This window comes from Actinomycetospora chiangmaiensis DSM 45062, assembly GCF_000379625.1.
GTDB classification, from domain to species: Bacteria; Actinomycetota; Actinomycetes; order Mycobacteriales; family Pseudonocardiaceae; genus Actinomycetospora; species Actinomycetospora chiangmaiensis.
In genome coordinates this window covers 260,124-277,856 of sequence record NZ_KB903240.1, presented here as the reverse complement: position 1 = coordinate 277,856, position 17,733 = coordinate 260,124, and the positions used below count along the sequence as shown (strand labels likewise).

At 74.0% G+C, this 17,733-nt stretch carries 13 protein-coding genes; 11 read left to right on the top strand and 2 right to left on the bottom strand.

What is annotated here, in order from left to right:
- The first annotated feature begins 56 nt into the window (after positions 1-56).
- The 9 genes from A3CO_RS0118345 (at position 57) to A3CO_RS0118305 (ending at position 13,680) form a co-directional block, all read left to right on the top strand.
- Complete coding sequence (locus tag A3CO_RS0118345; RefSeq protein ID WP_245561530.1) at positions 57-1,010, top strand: DMT family transporter; 954 nt, start codon at positions 57-59, stop codon at positions 1,008-1,010.
- A gap of 23 nt (positions 1,011-1,033) precedes the next feature.
- Entirely contained in the window at positions 1,034-2,608 is a 1,575-nt protein-coding gene (locus A3CO_RS0118340; RefSeq protein ID WP_018333700.1) for an anthranilate synthase component I, read from the top strand.
- Complete coding sequence (locus A3CO_RS0118335) at positions 2,605-3,225, top strand: Trp biosynthesis-associated membrane protein (protein WP_018333699.1); 621 nt, start codon at positions 2,605-2,607, stop codon at positions 3,223-3,225. The genes A3CO_RS0118340 and A3CO_RS0118335 overlap by 4 nt, the downstream gene beginning before the upstream one ends.
- 93 nt (positions 3,226-3,318) lie before the next feature.
- Entirely contained in the window at positions 3,319-4,128 is an 810-nt protein-coding gene (trpC, locus tag A3CO_RS0118330) for an indole-3-glycerol phosphate synthase TrpC (RefSeq protein WP_018333698.1), read from the top strand.
- Complete coding sequence (gene trpB / locus A3CO_RS0118325; RefSeq protein WP_018333697.1) at positions 4,128-5,423, top strand: tryptophan synthase subunit beta; 1,296 nt, start codon at positions 4,128-4,130, stop codon at positions 5,421-5,423. The genes trpC and trpB overlap by 1 nt, the downstream gene beginning before the upstream one ends.
- Positions 5,420-6,241 carry a tryptophan synthase subunit alpha gene (gene trpA / locus A3CO_RS0118320; protein WP_018333696.1) on the top strand — a complete coding sequence of 274 codons (822 nt, stop codon included), beginning with the start codon at positions 5,420-5,422 and terminating at the stop codon, positions 6,239-6,241. Before trpB ends, trpA begins: the two co-directional genes overlap by 4 nt.
- A gap of 74 nt (positions 6,242-6,315) precedes the next feature.
- Positions 6,316-7,407, top strand: coding sequence for a prolipoprotein diacylglyceryl transferase (gene lgt / locus A3CO_RS0118315; protein ID WP_084682072.1), 1,092 nt, complete (start codon positions 6,316-6,318; stop codon positions 7,405-7,407).
- Between the two features lie 173 nt (positions 7,408-7,580).
- On the top strand, positions 7,581-12,179 hold the full coding sequence (gltB, locus tag A3CO_RS0118310) for a glutamate synthase large subunit (RefSeq protein WP_018333694.1): 4,599 nt from the start codon (positions 7,581-7,583) through the stop codon (positions 12,177-12,179).
- On the top strand, positions 12,172-13,680 hold the full coding sequence (locus tag A3CO_RS0118305; protein ID WP_018333693.1) for a glutamate synthase subunit beta: 1,509 nt from the start codon (positions 12,172-12,174) through the stop codon (positions 13,678-13,680). Before gltB ends, A3CO_RS0118305 begins: the two co-directional genes overlap by 8 nt.
- Before the next feature lie 113 nt (positions 13,681-13,793).
- Here A3CO_RS0118305 and A3CO_RS0118300 read toward each other — a convergent pair whose 3' ends face one another.
- Positions 13,794-14,594: a peptidylprolyl isomerase gene (locus A3CO_RS0118300; protein ID WP_018333692.1), complete on the bottom strand. Its 801-nt coding sequence runs from the start codon at positions 14,592-14,594 to the stop codon at positions 13,794-13,796.
- 106 nt (positions 14,595-14,700) lie between these two features.
- Between A3CO_RS0118300 and A3CO_RS0118295 the strand changes: the two genes are divergently transcribed.
- Both A3CO_RS0118295 and hisS read left to right on the top strand, forming a co-directional pair.
- Entirely contained in the window at positions 14,701-15,393 is a 693-nt protein-coding gene (locus tag A3CO_RS0118295; protein ID WP_018333691.1) for an MBL fold metallo-hydrolase, read from the top strand.
- Between the two features lie 13 nt (positions 15,394-15,406).
- Complete coding sequence (gene hisS, locus A3CO_RS0118290; protein ID WP_018333690.1) at positions 15,407-16,675, top strand: histidine--tRNA ligase; 1,269 nt, start codon at positions 15,407-15,409, stop codon at positions 16,673-16,675.
- Positions 16,676-16,685: 10 nt separating this feature from the next.
- Here the strand turns inward: hisS and A3CO_RS0118285 are convergent, their stop codons facing one another.
- Positions 16,686-17,567, bottom strand: a complete 882-nt coding sequence (locus A3CO_RS0118285) for a hypothetical protein (protein WP_018333689.1) — start codon at positions 17,565-17,567, stop codon at positions 16,686-16,688.
- Positions 17,568-17,733 lie beyond the last annotated feature (166 nt).

The window sequence follows — 17,733 nt, the reverse complement described above, 5'->3', positions numbered from 1 at the left end:
TTCCCGGCGAGGAGAAGTCGCTGGTCCTGAACGGTGCCCCGTCGCAGGCTGGTCCCGTGGCCGTTCCCGGGATGCTCGCGAGCTCGACCCCCGTCCGCCGTCGCGCCGTCGACCCACGGGTGATGGCCGTCCTCGGCAGCCTCTGCATCGCGCTGTCGCCGATCCTCATCGCCCTCTCGGGCACCTCACCGGGCACCGCGACGGTGTTCCGGTGCCTGCTCGCGCTGCCGGTGCTGATCCCGATCGCGGTGCTGGAGCGGCGTCGCACCCGGCGGGTGCAGCTCGGGGGCGGCCGGCTCGGCCGGCCGTGGCTCGTCGTCGTCGGGGGCCTGCTGCTCGGGCTGGACATGACCCTGTGGACGGGGGCGATCCACGCCGTCGGGGCCGGCGTCTCGACGGTGCTGGTCAACGCCCAGGTGGTCATCCTCCCGCTGCTCGCGTTCCTCGCGCTCGGCGAGCGCATCCGGACGGGGTTCCTGCTGACGGTGCCGGTGATGCTGATCGGCGTCGCGCTCGCGGGCGGCCTGGTCGACAGCGACCCGTCGACGGCGCCGGACCCGGTGCTCGGCACCGTGCTCGCCCTGCTCGCGGCGTTCGCCTACGCCGGCTACCTGTTGTTCCTGCGGCTCGGGGCCGCGCCGGGGGAGAAGGCGGCACCGGTGACGGTGGCGACGGCCGCGGCGGCGGTCAGCTCGTTCGTCCTCGGCTCGCTCTGGCAGGGCGTCGACCTGACCCCGGGGTGGACCGCGATCGGCTGGCTGGCCCTGCTCGCGGTGATCGGCCAGTCGATCGGCTGGGTCCTCATCGCGGGCGGGATGGCGGCGCTGCCCTCGTCCACCGGGGCCTCGATCCTGCTGCTCCAGCCCGTCGGGGCCGTGCTCCTCGGGATGGCGGTGCTCGGCCAGTTCCCCACCACCTGGCAGCTCGTGGGCTGCGCGGTCGTCATCGCGGCCGTCGCGGTCGCCGTCCGGCGCCGGGTCGAACCGGCCCCGGAGGAGGCCGCCGCCTGAGAGTGTCGGACCCGGCGTCCACAATGGGCGGCGTGTCCGTGACCGACCCGCCGACCACCCTCGGCTCCGTCCAGCCGAGCCGCGAGCAGTTCCACCGGCTCGCGGCGCACCACCGCGTGATCCCGGTGGTCCGGCGGCTGCTCGCCGACGACGAGACGCCGCTCGGGGTGTACCGCAAGCTCGCGGGCCGACGCAGCGGGACCTTCCTGCTCGAGTCGGCCGCGAACGGCGAGTCCTGGTCGCGCTGGTCGTTCGTCGGGGCGCGGAGCGCGGCGGCCCTCACCGAGCGCGGCGGCCGGGCGCACTGGACCGGGACCCCGCCGGTCGGTCTCCCCGGCGACGAGGAGAACCCGCTCGACGCGCTGCGCGAGACCCTCGAGCGGCTGCGGACCGACTCGCTGCCGGGGCTGCCGCCGCTGACCGGCGGGCTGGTCGGGTACGTGGGGTACGACGCGGTCCGCCGCCTCGAACGCCTCCCCGAGCTGACCGAGGACGACCTGCGGATCCCCGAGCTGGTCATGCTGCTCGCCACCGATCTCGCCGCGCTGGACCACCACGAGGGCACCGTCACCCTCATCGCCAATGCCGTGAACTGGGACGACAGCCCGGAGCGCGCCGACGCCGCGTACGACGACGCGGTCGCCCGGCTCGACCGGATGACCGCCGAGCTCGGCGCCCCCGCGCCCTCGACGGTCGCGCAGTACGACCCGACGGCGGGAGGCTCGCCGCAGGTCCGGCGCCGGTTCGACCGCGACGCCTACCTCGCGGCGGTCGCGTCGGCGCAGGAGCGCATCCGGGCGGGCGACGCCTTCCAGGTGGTGGTCAGCCAGCGGTTCGAGTCCGACACCGACGCCGACGCGCTCGACGTCTACCGGGTGCTGCGCGCCACCAACCCGAGCCCGTACATGTACCTGCTGCGGCTCACCGACGCGGCCGACCGCCCCTTCGAGATCGTCGGGTCGAGCCCCGAGGCCCTGGTGACGGTGCGCGACGGCGTTGCCACGACGCACCCGATCGCCGGCACCCGGTGGCGGGGGACGGACGCCGAGGAGGACCTCCTGCTGGAGAAGGACCTCCTGGCCGACGAGAAGGAGCGCGCCGAGCACCTCATGCTCGTCGACCTCGGGCGCAACGACCTCGGGCGGGTCTGCGTGCCCGGCACGGTCAAGGTGCACCGGTTCTTCGACATCGAGCGCTACAGCCACGTGATGCACCTGGTGTCCACCGTGAGCGGCCGCCTGCGCGACGACCGCAGCGCCTTCGACGCGGTCGCGGCGTGCTTCCCCGCCGGCACGCTCTCCGGCGCCCCGAAGCCGAAGGCCATGGAGATCATCGAGGAGCTCGAGCCCACCCGGCGCGGGCTCTACGGCGGGATCGTCGGCTACCTCGACTTCGCCGGGGACGCCGACACCGCGATCGCGATCCGCACCGGGCTGCTGCGCGACGGTGTCGCCCACGTGCAGGCGGGCGGCGGCATCGTCGCCGACTCCGACCCGGTCGCCGAGGACACCGAGGCGTCGAACAAGGCCCGGGCGGTGCTCGCGGCGGTCGCCACGGCGGCCACGCTGCGCGCCCCGGAGCCCGGGGCCGCGACGTGAGGGGCCCGCGGCTGCTCGGGGCCGCCGTGGTCGGGCTGCTGCTCGCCGCCGCGGCGCTGTGGGGAGCGTCGCGCGGGACCTGGCTGACCGCGACGTGGGACGTCCCGGTACGCGGCCGGGTCGTCGTCAGCGCCACCGGCGCGGACACCGAGCCGGTCCTCGTACCGTGGGCGCTGCTCGCCCTCGCCGCCATCGGCGGGCTGCTCGCGACGTCGGGGTGGGGCCGGCGGGCGGTCGGGGCCGTCGTCGGGATCGCCGGGTTGTGGGCGCTGCTGGGCTCGCTGTCCGGACTCGCGGCGCCCGCGCCCGACGCGCTGCCCGCCGCCGCACGCCAGGCCGGTCGCGCGGTGGGCGTCGAGCCCTCGGTGGTGTGGCCGCTGCTCGGCGGCCTGGGCGGGCTCCTGCTCGTCGCCGTGGGCCTGCTCGTGGCGCTGCGGGGGGCGGCGATGCCACGGCTGGGCGCGCGGTACGACGCGCCCGGCGCCCGCACCCGTCGTCGGGACGACGACGAGGAGCGCTCCCTCTGGGAGGCGCTCGACGCCGGGGAGGACCCCACGGCGCGTCCGCAGAGCCCGACACCGAGGGCACCGGACGGAACCGACGGGACCGGGAGTTAAACTCCCGGTGTACTCGCCAGGGACCGGATCCGGCGCCCCGCACGCGCGGGAAGCCGGCTCGATCAGAGCCCGAAGGATGGGGGCAGCACCCGCGTGAGCGTCCTGGAGCAGATCCTCGAGGGGGTCCGGGCCGACCTCGCCGCCCGCGAGGCCGCCGTCGGATTCGACGAGGTCAAGGCCGCGGCCGCCGCCGCACCGCCCCCGAAGGACGCGCTCGCGGCCCTGCAGGGCCAGGGCATCGGGGTGATCGCCGAGGTCAAGCGGGCGTCGCCGTCGCGCGGCCACATGGTCGACATCCCCGACCCCGCGAAGCTCGCCCGGCAGTACGTCGAGGGCGGCGCCCGGATCATCAGCGTGCTGACCGAGCAGCACTACTTCGAGGGGTCGCTGACCGACCTCGACGAGGTGCGGGCCGCCGTGGACATCCCGGTGCTGCGCAAGGACTTCGTGGTCGGCACCTACCAGGTGCACGAGGCGCGGGCCCACGGCGCCGACCTGGTGCTGCTCATGTGCTCGGTGCTGGAGCAGAACGCCCTCGACGCCCTCGTCGACCGCGTGCACTCCCTCGGGATGACCGCGCTCGTCGAGATCCACGACGAGATCGAGGCGGACATGGCGCTGCAGGCCGGCGCCAAGCTCGTCGGCATCAACGCGCGGAACCTCAAGACGCTCGACGTCGACCGCGAGGTGTTCAGCCGGCTCGCCCCGGGCCTGCCCGGCGAGGTGCTGCGCGTCGCGGAGTCGGGCGTGCGCGGCCCCGGCGACCTCATGACCTACGCCGGCCTCGGGGCCGACGCGGTGCTCGTCGGCGAGTCGATGGCCACCGCGGAGGACCCGCGGGCCGCCGTGCGCCAGCTGGTCACGGCCGGCTCGCACCCCGCCTGCCCGAAGCCCGCCCGCTGATGGGCCCGCTGCCCAGCGCCTCGGACGGTCTCGCCCGCCACGCGCACGACCCCGACGTCGGCGGACACTTCGGCCGCTTCGGCGGCCGGTACATGCCCGAGGCCCTCATCGCGGCCGTCGACGAGGTCGCCGCCGAGTACGAGAAGGCGCGGCAGGACCCGGAGTTCCTCGACGAGCTCGACCGGCTGCAGCGCGACTACGCCGGCCGCCCGTCCCCGGTCACCGAGGCGCGGAGGCTCTCCGAGCACGCGGGCGGGGCGACGATCCTGCTCAAGCGCGAGGACCTCAACCACACCGGCTCGCACAAGATCAACAACGTGCTGGGCCAGGCGCTCCTGACGGTGCGCATGGGCAAGACCCGCGTGATCGCCGAGACCGGGGCGGGCCAGCACGGCGTCGCCACCGCCACGGCCGCGGCGCTGCTCGGCCTCGAGTGCGTCGTCTACATGGGCGAGGTCGACACCGAGCGACAGGCCCTCAACGTGGCCCGGATGCGGCTGCTCGGCGCCGAGGTGATCCCGGTGACCACGGGCTCGCGGACGCTCAAGGACGCGCTCAACGAGGCCTACCGCGACTGGGTCTCCTCGGTGGGGCACACCCACTACGTGCTGGGCACGGCCGCCGGGCCGCACCCGTTCCCGATGATGGTGCGCGACTTCCACCGCGTGATCGGGCTCGAGGCCCGCGCCCAGGTGCTGGCCAGCCACGGCCGGCTGCCCGACGCGGTGCTCGCCTGCGTCGGGGGCGGCTCGAACGCGATCGGCATCTTCCACCCGTTCCTCGACGACGAGGGCGTCCGGCTCGTCGGGTGCGAGGCCGCGGGCGACGGGGTCGACACCGGCCGCCACGCCGCCTCGATCACGGGCGGGTCCCCGGGAGCCCTGCACGGCGCGCTGACCTACGTGCTGCAGGACGAGGACGGGCAGACGGTCGAGTCGCACTCGATCTCGGCGGGCCTGGACTACCCGGGCGTCGGGCCCGAGCACTCGTACCTCGCGGAGATCGGCCGCGCGGAGTACGTGCCGGTGACCGACACCGAGGCGATGGAGGCGTTCCGGCTGCTGTGCCGGACCGAGGGGATCATCCCGGCCATCGAGACGGCGCACGCGATCGCGGGCGCGCTGCGCCTGGGCCGCGAGCTCGGGCCGGACGCGACGTTGCTGGTGAACCTCTCCGGGCGCGGCGACAAGGACGTCGAGACCGCCGCCCGGTGGTTCGAGGTGGTCGACCCTGCGGCCCTGCCCACCACCGAGCCGGTGCCCGACGACGCCGCGGCGGGGGAGCGGGAGCTGTGAGCACCGGGGCGGGCGCCCGGACGGGCCTCACCGTGCTCGACGAGGTCTTCACCACCGCGCGGGCGGAGGGCCGGGCCGCCCTGATCGGCTACCTGCCCACCGGCTACCCGACGGTCGCCGGCTCGAAGGGGCTGCTCGCCCAGACGCTCGACGCGGGCGCCGACCTCCTGGAGGTCGGGCTGCCCTACTCCGACCCGGTGCTCGACGGGCCGGTCATCCAGCACGCCGTGGAGACCGCCCTGCGCGGCGGCGTACGCACGCGGGACACCCTCGAGGTGATCGAGTCGATCGCCGCCCGCGGGGGACGGGCCGTCGTCATGACGTACTGGAACCCGGTGCTGCACTACGGGGTCGAGGCGTTCGCCCGCGATCTCGCGGCCGCGGGCGGGCTCGGGATCATCACGCCCGACCTCGTCCCCGACGAGGCGGGGGACTGGCTCGACGCCGCCGACCGGTACGGCCTCGGGCGCACCTTCCTGGTGGCCCCGTCCTCGACCGAGCAGCGCATCGCCTCGACGACGGCGGCCACGAGCGGCTTCGTCTACGCCGCCTCCACGATGGGCGTCACGGGTGCCCGCGACGCGGTGTCGGACACCGCCCCGGCCCTGGTCGCCCGCACCCGGGCGCACACCGACCTGCCGATCGGGGTGGGCCTCGGGGTGCGGTCCGGAGCGCAGGCGGGCGAGGTCGCGCAGTTCGCGGACGGGGTCATCGTCGGCTCCGCCCTCGTCTCCGCCGCCGAGCACGGGCGCGCCGCGGTCGCCCGGCTCACCACGGAGCTCGCCGCGGGCGTCCGGGGCAACCACACCGGTCGCTGAGCCCACCTCACCCCGCCTCACGGACGGTGTCGGGGGTGACCGATAGCGTGGCGCGCGTGCTCTCGTCGCTGCCGATGACCATCCCCAGCCCGCCCCAGGGCGTCTGGGAGCTCGGTCCGATCCCGCTGCGTGCCTACGCGCTGTGCATCATCGCGGGCATCGTCGTGGCGGTCTGGCTGACCGAGCGGCGCTTCGTCGCGCGCGGTGGCGCGCCGGGGTTCGTCATCGACGTGGCGGTCTGGGCCGTGCCCTTCGGCCTCGTCGGCGGCCGGCTCTACCACCTCGCCACCGACTGGCGGACCTACTTCGGCCCGGGCGGCGACCCGGTGGCCGCGCTGTACGTGTGGAACGGCGGGCTCGGCATCTGGGGCGCGATCGCGCTCGGCGGCGTGGGCGCGTGGATCGCCTGCCGGCGGCGCGGCGTGCCGCTCACCGCCTTCGCCGACGCCGCGGCGCCCGGCATCGTGCTGGCCCAGGCGATCGGCCGGCTGGGCAACTGGTTCAACCAGGAGCTCTACGGCGCACCGACCACGCTGCCGTGGGGCCTGGAGATCTACCGGCGGATCGACCCGGCGACCGGCGCCGTGGACAACCTCAACGGGGTGGCGGTCGACCGCACCCCCGTCGAGATCGTCCAGCCGACGTTCCTCTACGAGCTCCTGTGGAACGTCGCGGTCGCGCTCGTCGTGCTCTGGGCCGACCGGCGCTTCACGCTCGCCCGCGGTCGGGCGTTCGCGCTCTACGTCGCGGGCTACACCCTCGGGCGCTTCTGGATCGAGATGTTGCGCACCGACCCGGCGCTCACGCGCGTCGACGGCGTGCGGGTGAACGTCATCGTCGCCGCCGTCGTCTGCGTCGCGGCGCTGCTCTACCTGGCCCTGGCGCGAGGCCCCCGGGAGGACCTGTCGGCATCCATGCCGACGGAGTCCACCGGTTCGTCGGGTCACGTCGCGGGTACGCCCGATCCCGTGACGGCCGACGAGAAGGACCAGCGCACGGACGACGCGGATCTCGCCCGCGAGAAGCGTCACGAGGTCTCGGCGCCGGATCGCGACCCGAGCCACGGCGGGGCCGAGCCGTCCGGTGTCGACGCCGAGCCCGAGGGCACGCAGCCCGAGGAGGAGGCCTCGGCGGCGCCGCCGTCGGCCGCGGGCGGATCGTCCTGATCCCGGCCACGGCGGCCGTCTCGGACACCGCCGTCGCCCGCTGCGCGGGCTAGAATCCAGCCGGGCCATCGTCGTCCCGGATACCACCATCCGGCTCGCGACGATCGCCGAGGGGCCTTGCGCCCGTCGCCGTCCGCCGGGCTGCCAGCCCCGGCGACCAGGAGGCCTGCCCAGTGCTGTTCTCGTCCGTTCCGGGGCCCCAGGGCCTCTACGATCCCGCCTTCGAGCACGACGCCTGCGGCGTGGGCGCCGTCGTCGACTCCCAGGGTCGTCGCAGCCACGGCATCGTGGCCGACGCCCTCCAGGTGCTGCACAACCTCGACCACCGCGGCGCCGCCGGCAGCGAGCCCACCAGTGGGGACGGTGCCGGCATCCTGCTCGGCATCCCGGACGAGCTCCTGCGCGCCACGGTCGACGTGGAGCTCCCGGCACCCCGGCCCTCGGCCGACGGCGGGCAGGACGAGTACGCGTACGCCTGCGGGCTGATCTTCCTGCCCGCGGACGACGACGCCTACGCGAAGGCCGTTTCGCTGCTGGAGCGGATCACCGCCGAGGAGGGCCTCGAGGTCCTCGCCTGGCGCGAGACCCCGGTCGACCCGGACGGCGCCGACGTCGGCTCGGTGGCCCGCTCCGCGATGCCCCGCTTCGCGCAGGTGCTGGTCGCGCACCCCGAGCGGACGCTCGCCGGCATCGAGCTCGACCGCGTCGCGTGGATCGTGCGCAAGCGCGCCGAGCGGGAGTCCGTCGAGCAGGGCTGCGGGCTCTACGTGACGTCGCTGTCCAGCCGCACCGTCACCTACAAGGGCATGCTGACCACCGACCAGCTGCCCCTGTTCTTCCCCGACCTGCGCGACGAGCGCCTGCGCAGCGCGGTCGCCGTGGTGCACAGCCGGTTCTCGACGAACACGTTCCCGAGCTGGCCGCTCGCCCACCCTTACCGCACGATGGCGCACAACGGCGAGATCAACACGATCCGCGGCAACCGCAACCGCATGCGCGCCCGCGAGGCGCTGCTCGGCACCGAGAACTTCCCGGGTGACCTGCAGCGGGCGATGCCGGTCTGCCCGCCGGACGCGTCCGACTCGGCGAGCTTCGACGAGGTCCTCGAGCTGCTCACGCTGGGCGGCCGGTCGCTGCCGCACGCCGTGATGATGATGATGCCCGAGGCCTGGGAGAACCACGCCGAGATGCCCGCCGACCAGCGGGCGTTCTACCAGTTCCACGCGAGCCTCATGGAGCCCTGGGACGGCCCCGCCGCCGTCGTCTTCTCCGACGGCACGCTCCTGGGCGCGACCCTGGACCGCAACGGTCTGCGACCGTGCCGCTGGTGGCAGCTCGCCGACGGCCGGGTGGTGCTCGCGAGCGAGTCCGGGGTGCTGGACGTGCCGGCCGAGGACGTCGTCGCGAAGGGGCGACTGCGGCCGGGGCGGATGCTGCTCGTGGACACGCGGGGGCGGGGCCTCGTCGACGACGACGCCTTCAAGTCCGAGCTCGCCGCGGCGGAGCCGTACGCGGAGTGGCTGCACGCGGGCCTGGTGCGGCTCGACGAGCTCCCCGACCGGGAGCACGTCGTGCACACCCACGAGTCGGTGATGCGCCGCCAGCAGACGTTCGGCTACACCGAGGAGGATCTCCGGATCCTGCTCGCCCCGATGGCGACGACGGGTGCCGAGCCGCTGGGTTCGATGGGCACCGACACCCCCACCGCGGCGCTCTCGCGGCGGGCCCGGCTGCTCTTCGACTACTTCGTGCAGCTGTTCGCGCAGGTGACGAACCCGCCGCTGGACGCGATCCGCGAGGAGCTCGTCACCTGCATGTCGCGGCCGATCGGCGCGGAGCAGAACCTGTTCCACCCGGGCCCGGCCAGCTGTCGGCAGGTCGTCCTGCCCTACCCGGTGATCGACAACGACGAGCTCGCGAAGCTCATCCACATCGACCACGACGGGGACATGCCCGGGTTCGCGGCGACCGTGCTCTCCGGGCTCTACGAGGTCGACGGCGGCGAGGCCGCGCTGCGCGAGGCACTGGACCGGATCCGCCGTCAGGCGAGCGAGGCCATCGCCGACGGCAAGCGGATCCTCGTGCTCTCCGACCGCGATTCCGACGCCCGCTGGGCGCCGATCCCGTCGTTGCTGCTGGTCTCGGCGGTGCACCACCACCTCGTCGCGACCCGCGAGCGGACCCAGGTGGCGCTGATCGTCGAGGCCGGCGACGCCCGCGAGGTCCACCACATGGCGCTGCTGCTCTCCTACGGCGCCGCCGCGGTGAACCCCTACCTCGCGTTCGAGTCGATCGAGGACATGATCGCCTCGGGCTGGCTCGACCACCTCGAGGTCGACCAGGCGATCGCGAACTACGTGAAGGCGTGCGTCAAGGGCGTCCTCAAGGTGATGTCCAAGATGGGCATCTCGACGGTGTCGGGCTACACCGCCGCGCAGGTCTTCGAGGCCATCGGGCTCTCCCAGGACTTCCTCGACGAGTACTTCCACGGCACGTCGTCCAAGCTCGGCGGGGGCGGGCTCGACGTGCTCGCCGCCGAGGTCGGCGCCCGGCACGCCGCGGCCTATCCCTCGAACCCGACCGAGCGGGCGCACCGCCGGCTCGACGTCGGCGGGGAGTACGCCTACCGGCGCGAGGGTGAACTGCACCTGTTCACCCCGGAGACCGTCTTCCTGCTGCAGCACTCGACGCGGACCAAGCAGCGCGACGTGTTCCGGAAGTACACCGCGGAGGTCGACCGCCTGACCCGCAGCGGCGGCCAGCTGCGCGGCCTGTTCCGGCTGCGCTTCGAGGACCGCACCCCGATCGACCTCGACGAGGTCGAGCCGGCGACCGAGATCGTCAAGCGCTTCGCGACCGGGGCGATGAGCTACGGCTCGATCTCCGGCGAGGCGCACACCGACCTCGCGATCGCGATGAACAACATCGGCGGCAAGTCGAACACCGGCGAGGGCGGGGAGGACCCGGTCCGCCTCGTCGACCCGTCGAAGCGCTCGGCCATCAAGCAGGTCGCCTCGGGCCGCTTCGGGGTGACCAGCGAGTACCTGGTCAACGCCGACGACATCCAGATCAAGATGGCGCAGGGCGCGAAGCCGGGCGAGGGCGGCCAGCTGGCGGGCAAGAAGGTCTACCCGTGGATCGCCGAGGTGCGGTACTCCACGCCCGGCGTGGGGCTGATCTCCCCGCCGCCGCACCACGACATCTACTCCATCGAGGACCTCAAGCAGCTCATCCACGACCTGAAGAACGCCAACGACGCCGCGCGGATCCACGTCAAGCTGGTCAGCTCGGTCGGCGTCGGTACCGTCGCGGCCGGGGTGAGCAAGGCCCACGCCGACGTCGTGCTCATCTCCGGCTGGGACGGCGGCACGGGTGCGGCGCCCCTGACGAGCCTCAAGCACGCCGGGGCGCCGTGGGAGATCGGGCTCGCCGACACGCAGCAGACGCTGATGCTGAACGGGCTGCGCGACCGCATCTCGGTGCAGGTCGACGGCGCGATGAAGACCGGCTACGACGTCATGGTCGGGATGCTCCTCGGCGCCGAGGAGTACGGCTTCTCGACGGCGCCGCTGGTGGTCAACGGCTGCATCATGATGCGCGTCTGCCACCTCGACACCTGCCCGGTGGGCGTCGCGACCCAGAACCCGGAGCTGCGCAAGCGCTACACGGGCAAGCCGGAGTTCGTCGAGAACTTCTTCTGGTTCATCGCCGAGGAGGTCCGTGAATACCTCGCGAAGCTCGGGTTCCGCACGATCGACGAGGCCGTCGGCCACTCGGAGCTGATCGACGCGGGCGAGGCGGTGGACAACTGGAAGGCGCAGGGCATCGACCTGACGCCGCTGTTCACGGTGCCGGACGTCCCCGAGGGCGCCTCGACCGACCGGCGCCGGACGAAGTACCAGGACCACGGGCTCGACGAGGCGCTGGACCGCACCCTGATCCAGCTCGCGGAGGGTGCGCTCGACGACGCCGTGCCGGTCGGGCTCGAGATGCCGATCCGCAACGTCAACCGCACCGTGGGCACGCTCCTCGGCGCGGAGGTCACCCGGCGCTACGGTCGCGACGGGCTCGCCGACGACACCATCCGGGTCACCTTCACCGGCTCGGCCGGCCAGTCGTTCGGCGCGTTCCTGCCGCGCGGGGTGACGCTCGACCTCGTCGGCGACGCCAACGACTACGTCGCGAAGGGCCTGTCCGGCGGGCGGGTCATCGTGCGGCCGCCGGAGGGCGCCCCGTACACCGAGGACCCCGACTCCGACCGCGACGAGCAGCAGGTCATCGCCGGCAACGTCATCGCCTACGGCGCCACCTCGGGCGAGGTGTTCCTGCGGGGTCAGGTGGGGGAGCGCTTCTGTGTCCGGAACTCGGGGGCCCTCGCGGTCGTCGAGGGCGTGGGCGACCACGCCTGCGAGTACATGACCGGCGGCCGCGTCGTGGTGCTCGGCAGCACCGGTCGCAACCTCGGCGCCGGCATGTCCGGCGGCATCGCGTTCGTGCACGAGCTGCCGGAGATCCGGGTCAACCAGGAGATGGTGGACCTGCTGCCGGTCGACGGCGAGGACGCCGAGTGGCTCCGGCACGTCGTGGAGCGCCACCTGGAGCTGACGGGCTCACCGAAGGCCGCCCGGCTGCTCGACGAGTGGGAGACCCAGGTCGGGCACTTCACCAAGGTCATGCCGACCGACTACCAACGCGTGCTCGACGCCGAGCAGCGCGCCGCGACCGAGGGTCGCGACCCGAACGAGGTCATCATGGAGGTGGCGGGTGGCTGACCCACGCGGTTTCCTCACCTATCCGCGCGAGGACAACCCCAAGCGGCCGGTCGAGGTCCGACGGACCGACTGGCACGAGATCTACGCCGACGTCACCGACCCCGACGTCGAGGCGGAGACCCGTCGTCAGGCCGCGCGCTGCATGGACTGCGGCATCCCGTTCTGCCACTCCGGCTCCGCGGGCTGCCCGCTGGGCAACCTGATCCCGGAGTGGAACGACTTCGTCCGCCGCGGTGAGTGGGGCCGGGCGAGCGAGCGGCTGCACGCCACCAACAACTTTCCGGAGTTCACCGGCGCGCTGTGCCCGGCGCCGTGCCAGGAGGCGTGCGTCCTCTCGATCACCGAGCAGCCGGGGTCGGTGGCGATCAAGCGGGTCGAGTGGTCGATCGCCGAGGTCGCCTGGCGCGACGGGCACGTCGCACCGCAGCCGGCCGCGGAGTCGTCGGGCAAGCGGGTCGCCGTCGTCGGCTCCGGGCCCGCCGGCCTCGCCGCCGCCCAGCAGCTGACCCGCGCGGGCCACGACGTCACCGTCTACGAGCGCGACGACCGGCTCGGTGGGCTCATGCGCTACGGCATCCCGGAGTTCAAGTTCGAGAAGTGGGAGCTGGACCGCCGCCTGGAGCAGATGCGGGCGGAGGGGACGCGCTTCGTCGTCAACTGCGAGGTCGGCGGGGACGGCCTGCCCGTCGAACGGCTGCGCGCGGAGAACGACGCCGTGGTGCTCGCCGTCGGCGCGCTGCAGGGCCGGGACGACCGCACCCTCGAGGGGCGTGACCTCGAGGGCATCCACCTGGCCATGGAGTACCTCACGCCGGCCAATCGTGAGTGCGAGGGCGACGGGCCCTCGCCCATCAACGCGCGGGGCCAGAACGTCGTCGTGATCGGCGGCGGGGACACCGGCGCCGACTGCTACGGCACCGCGACCCGGCAGGGCGCCATCGGCGTGCACCAGCTCGACCAGTACCCCGCCCCGCCGCAGACCCGCGACGAGGCGCGCTCGCCCTGGCCCACGTGGCCGCTGGTGTACCGCACCCCGCCGGCGCTCGAGGAGGGCGGCGAGCGGCTGTTCGCCACGGCGGTGAAGCGCTTCGTCGGCGACGACCGCGGTCACGTCCGGGCCGTCGAGCTCTCGACGGTGGAGGTGCGCCGGAACGAGAACGGGGAGCGCGAGGTGGTGCCGACCTCCGAGGAGATCCACACCCTCCCGGCCGACCTCGTGCTGTTCTCGATCGGCTTCACCGGCCCCGACGACGGCGCGCTCGTCCCCGGCCTCGGGATCGAGCGCACCCCCAAGGGCACGATCGGCTGCGGCTCCGACTGGCAGACCGACGTCCCGGGGGTGTTCGTCTGCGGCGACGCCCACCGGGGCGCCTCGCTGATCGTCTGGGCCATCGCCGAGGGCCGGTCGGCCGCCGCGGCGGTCGACGCTCACCTCTCGGGCGACGGCCGGACCGACCTCCCGGCGCCGGTCCACCCGGGAGCGCTGCCGCTCAGCGTCTGAGCCGCCCTCGCGACGGCGGGTCGTGCCGATCCGCCGTCGCGAGGTGTCCGTCGGGCAGGTACCGGGGCGTCCGGAGACTGCCTGACGTCACCCTCGGCGGCGGGGACCCGCCGTCAGGGCTGGACCTGGGCCTGCTGGATCTGCACGGCGGTACGCGGCTTGCCGTCGCCGTCACCGTTCGAGTTGTCGGTCCCGCCCGCGGCGACCTTGTCCAGGACGGCGAGGCCCTCGGGGGCGATCCGGCCGACGACGGTGTACTGCGGCGGCAGCGCCGAGTCGGCGTAGACGAGGAAGAACTGGCTGCCCGTGGTGTCGGGCTGCGAGGTCTTGGCCATGGCGACGAGGCCGCGGGCGTAGTTCGCGGCGCCCTGGCCGAGCGGGGACGGCGCGAGGTTGGCCGGCGGCTCCTCGGCGTAGCGGAAGCCCGGGCCGCCCGAGCCGGTGCCGCTCGGGTCACCGCACTGCAGCACCTTGAGGCCCTCGCCGGTGGTGAGGCGGTGGCACGGCGTGTCGTTGTAGAAGCCCTGCTGCGCGAGCGAGGTCACGGCGTTGACCGCGCAGGGCGCCTGGGCGCGGTCGAGGGTCAGCGGGATCGCACCCTGCGAGGTCTGCAGGGTGAGCCCGACGACCCCGGTGCGCGCCGGGTTCGGGTCCGGCGTCTGCACGGGCCGGGAGGCCTGGCCGTCGGGGGTGTAGGTGCAGGCCCCCGACGCGGCCGCCGCCGGGGACGCCACGGTGTCCGAGGGACGGGTGGCAATGTAGATCGCGATGCCGGCGGCCAGCACGGCGACGACGGCGCCGACGGCGATGATCGCCAACCGCTGCCGGCGCCGCCGCGCCCGCTCGGCCCGGCGCTCGATCTGTCGCTCCAGCTTGCGCTTGGCGGCCTTGCGGCGCTGCTCGTTGGTCGGCACGGCCGCATCCTAGGAAGTCAGGCCCCGGTGAGTTCGGGCAGGTCAGGGGACACCGGGCGGTGCCGACTAGGCTGGACGCCAGTCGTCTCGAGGAGGGTGGACCGACGTGCTGGTCGCCGGGTTCCCGGCCGGGAGTTTCCAGACCAACTGCTTCGTGATCGCGCCCGACGAGGGCGGTCCGTGCGTGGTCGTCGACCCGGGGCAGGACGCCGAGGAGCCCCTGCGCAGGGTGCTCGCGGAGCGGCGGCTGAGCCCGGTCGCGGTGCTGCTCACCCACGGGCACCTCGACCACATGTGGTCGGTGACCCCGGTGTGCGACGGGGACGACATCCCGGCGTGGATCCATCCCGAGGACCGGTCGATGCTCGCCGACCCGTTGTCGGGGGTCGGCCCGATGGGCGCCCAGCTGGCCGCGATGTACCCGGGCCTGGAGTTCCGGGAGCCGCGGCGCGTCGAGACGCTCGCCGACGGGGCCACCCTGGAGCTCGCGGGCATCAGCCTCACCGTCGACCACACGCCCGGCCACACCCGCGGCTCGGTGGTCTTCCGCAGCGCCACCGAGGACGGCGCGCCGTTCGTGCTGGCCGGGGACACGCTGTTCCAGGGCAGCATCGGGCGCACCGACCTCCCCGGCGGGTCGCTCGAGGAGATGATGACGAGCCTGCGGACCAAGCTCCTGACGCTGCCCGACGAGACGGCGGTGCTGCCCGGCCACGGGCAGCCGACCACGATCGGCGACGAGCGGCACACCAACCCGTTCCTGCAGGGGCCGCAGCACGCGCCCGGCCGGAACCTCTAGAGAGAACACCGAATTGGCCGAGATCCCGCCCGGCGGCTTCGCCGCGCCCAAGGGCATCCCCGAGTACGTCGGGCCCGACTTCGTCGCCGTCCGCGACACCCTCGTCCGCGAGGCCGACCGCGCCGGGTACGCCCACCTCGAGCTGCCCGTCTTCGAGGACACCGCGCTCTACGCCCGCGGGGTCGGCGAGTCCACCGACGTCGTCTCGAAGGAGATGTACACCTTCGCCGACCGTGGCGGGCGCAGCGTCACGCTGCGCCCCGAGGGCACCGCGGGCGTCGTCCGCAGCGTCATCGAGCACGGCATGGACCGCGGCACGCTGCCGGTGAAACTGCGCTACGCCGGGCCGTTCTTCCGCTACGAGCGCCCGCAGGCCGGGCGGTACCGGCAGCTCCAGCAGGTCGGCGTCGAGGCCATCGGGGTGGACGACCCCGCGCTCGACGCGGAGGTGCTCGCCGTCGCCGACGCCGGGTTCCGCGCCCTGGGCCTGACCGGGTACCGCCTGGAGCTCACCTCGCTGGGCGACGCCGAGACCCGGCCCGCCTACCGCGCCGAGCTGCAGGCGTTCCTGGAGAAGTGCGATCTCGACGAGGCCACGCGCGAGCGGGCCAGGATCAACCCGCTGCGGGTGCTCGACGACAAGCGCCCGGAGGTCCGCGAGCAGCTCGCGGACGCACCGCTCATGGTCGACCACCTCTCGGACGCGGCGGCGGCCCACCACGCGAAGGTCAAGCAGTACCTCGACGAGCTCGGCGTGGCCTACACCGAGAACCCGCGCATGGTCCGCGGGCTGGACTACTACACGAAGACGACGTTCGAGTTCGTCCACGACGGGCTCGGGTCGCAGTCCGGGATCGGGGGCGGCGGCCGCTACGACGGGCTGATGGCCGAGCTCGGTGGGCAGGCGCTGTCCGGGGTCGGGTTCGGGATCGGCGTGGACCGCACCCTGCTGGCGTGCCGGGCCGAGGGCCTGGAGGTCGCGCCGGCGCGCCGGGTCGAGGTGTTCGGCGTGCCGCTCGGCGAGGCGGCACGCGACCACCTCGTCGGGCTGATCGGGCAGCTCCGTCGGGCCGGGATCCGGTCCGACCTCGCCTACGGCGGCCGCGGGCTGAAGGGCGCGATGAAGGCGGCGGACCGGTCGGGGGCGCGCTACGCCCTCGTGCTCGGCGACCGTGACCTGGAGGCCGGCACCATCCAGCTCAAGGACCTCGGCGACGGCAGTCAGACCGAGGTCGCGCTCCTCGACGCCGCCGCGGCGGTCGACCGCGCGGTGCACGGCTGACCCGTCGGCCTCACGGTCGGGGGATGGGCCGGGTGAGGTCGGCGTCGGACCCCGCCATGGTCGGCGTCGACCCCGTGGGCGCGGCGTGGCGCCCGGCGGTGACCCGCAGCGGCACGCGGCCCGACGCCGTCGCGGGGGCACCCGTCGTCGGGACCCCGGCCCGCTCGACCGCCTCGCGGGCGGCCTTCTCGGTGGCCGCGGCGAGGGTGCGCGCCATGACGCGGTGCGCGAGCAGGACGCAGAGGTGGCACATCGCCGCGTAGGCCAGGAACTTCACGACGTCCTCGGCGTGCCCGAGAACGGTCGCGACGCCGGGGTGGTCCGCCTCGAACAACGACTCCAGCACGTCGCCGGCGAGGGAGCCGCCGAGCAGGGCGAGGCCGGCGAGGAAGGTCAGGCCGAGCCGCTCGGCGAGCAGCGGCCGGAACGCCCGGGCGACGAGGGCGAGGCCGACGAGCGCGTAGACGCCGAGCGCGGCGTCCTCCGGGATCCCGGCGCCCGGGAGCACGGCGTCGTGGACCATCATCATGTCGTCGAAGCCGAGGAAGATGCCGAGGACGGCGACGGCGAGCCCGGCGGTCAGGGCGGGCGAGGTCGCGGTCGCCTCCCCGGTGGTGCGGGACCACGCGCGGGACACCACGAGGGACCCGAGCGCGATGCCGGCGCAGACCATGAGGGCGCTCGAGAACGCGATCGTGACGAGCCCGGAGTACTCGGAGTCCTCGGGGAAGCGGTCCTGCAGCACGATCGTGAGGTCGTGCCCCGTGCCGCCGTAGACGGCGAGCGCGAGCCCGAGCAGGACCCCGACCGGCAGCACGGTGCGCACCAGCATCCGGACGGCCTCGGCCAGGTCGGTCCGGTCGGCCGGGACCGGCCCCGCGGGGTGCGTCATCGTGAGGCCTCCGTCCCACCCCGGGACCGCTCCGACCGAACGGGCCCCGCCATGATCACGACGATCAGGTGAACAGCACGATAACGACACCAAAGGGACACCGGTGATCGCCCCAGGCTCAGCATCTCCTCAGAACCCCCGGTCGATACCGGTGGGTAGGGCGTTC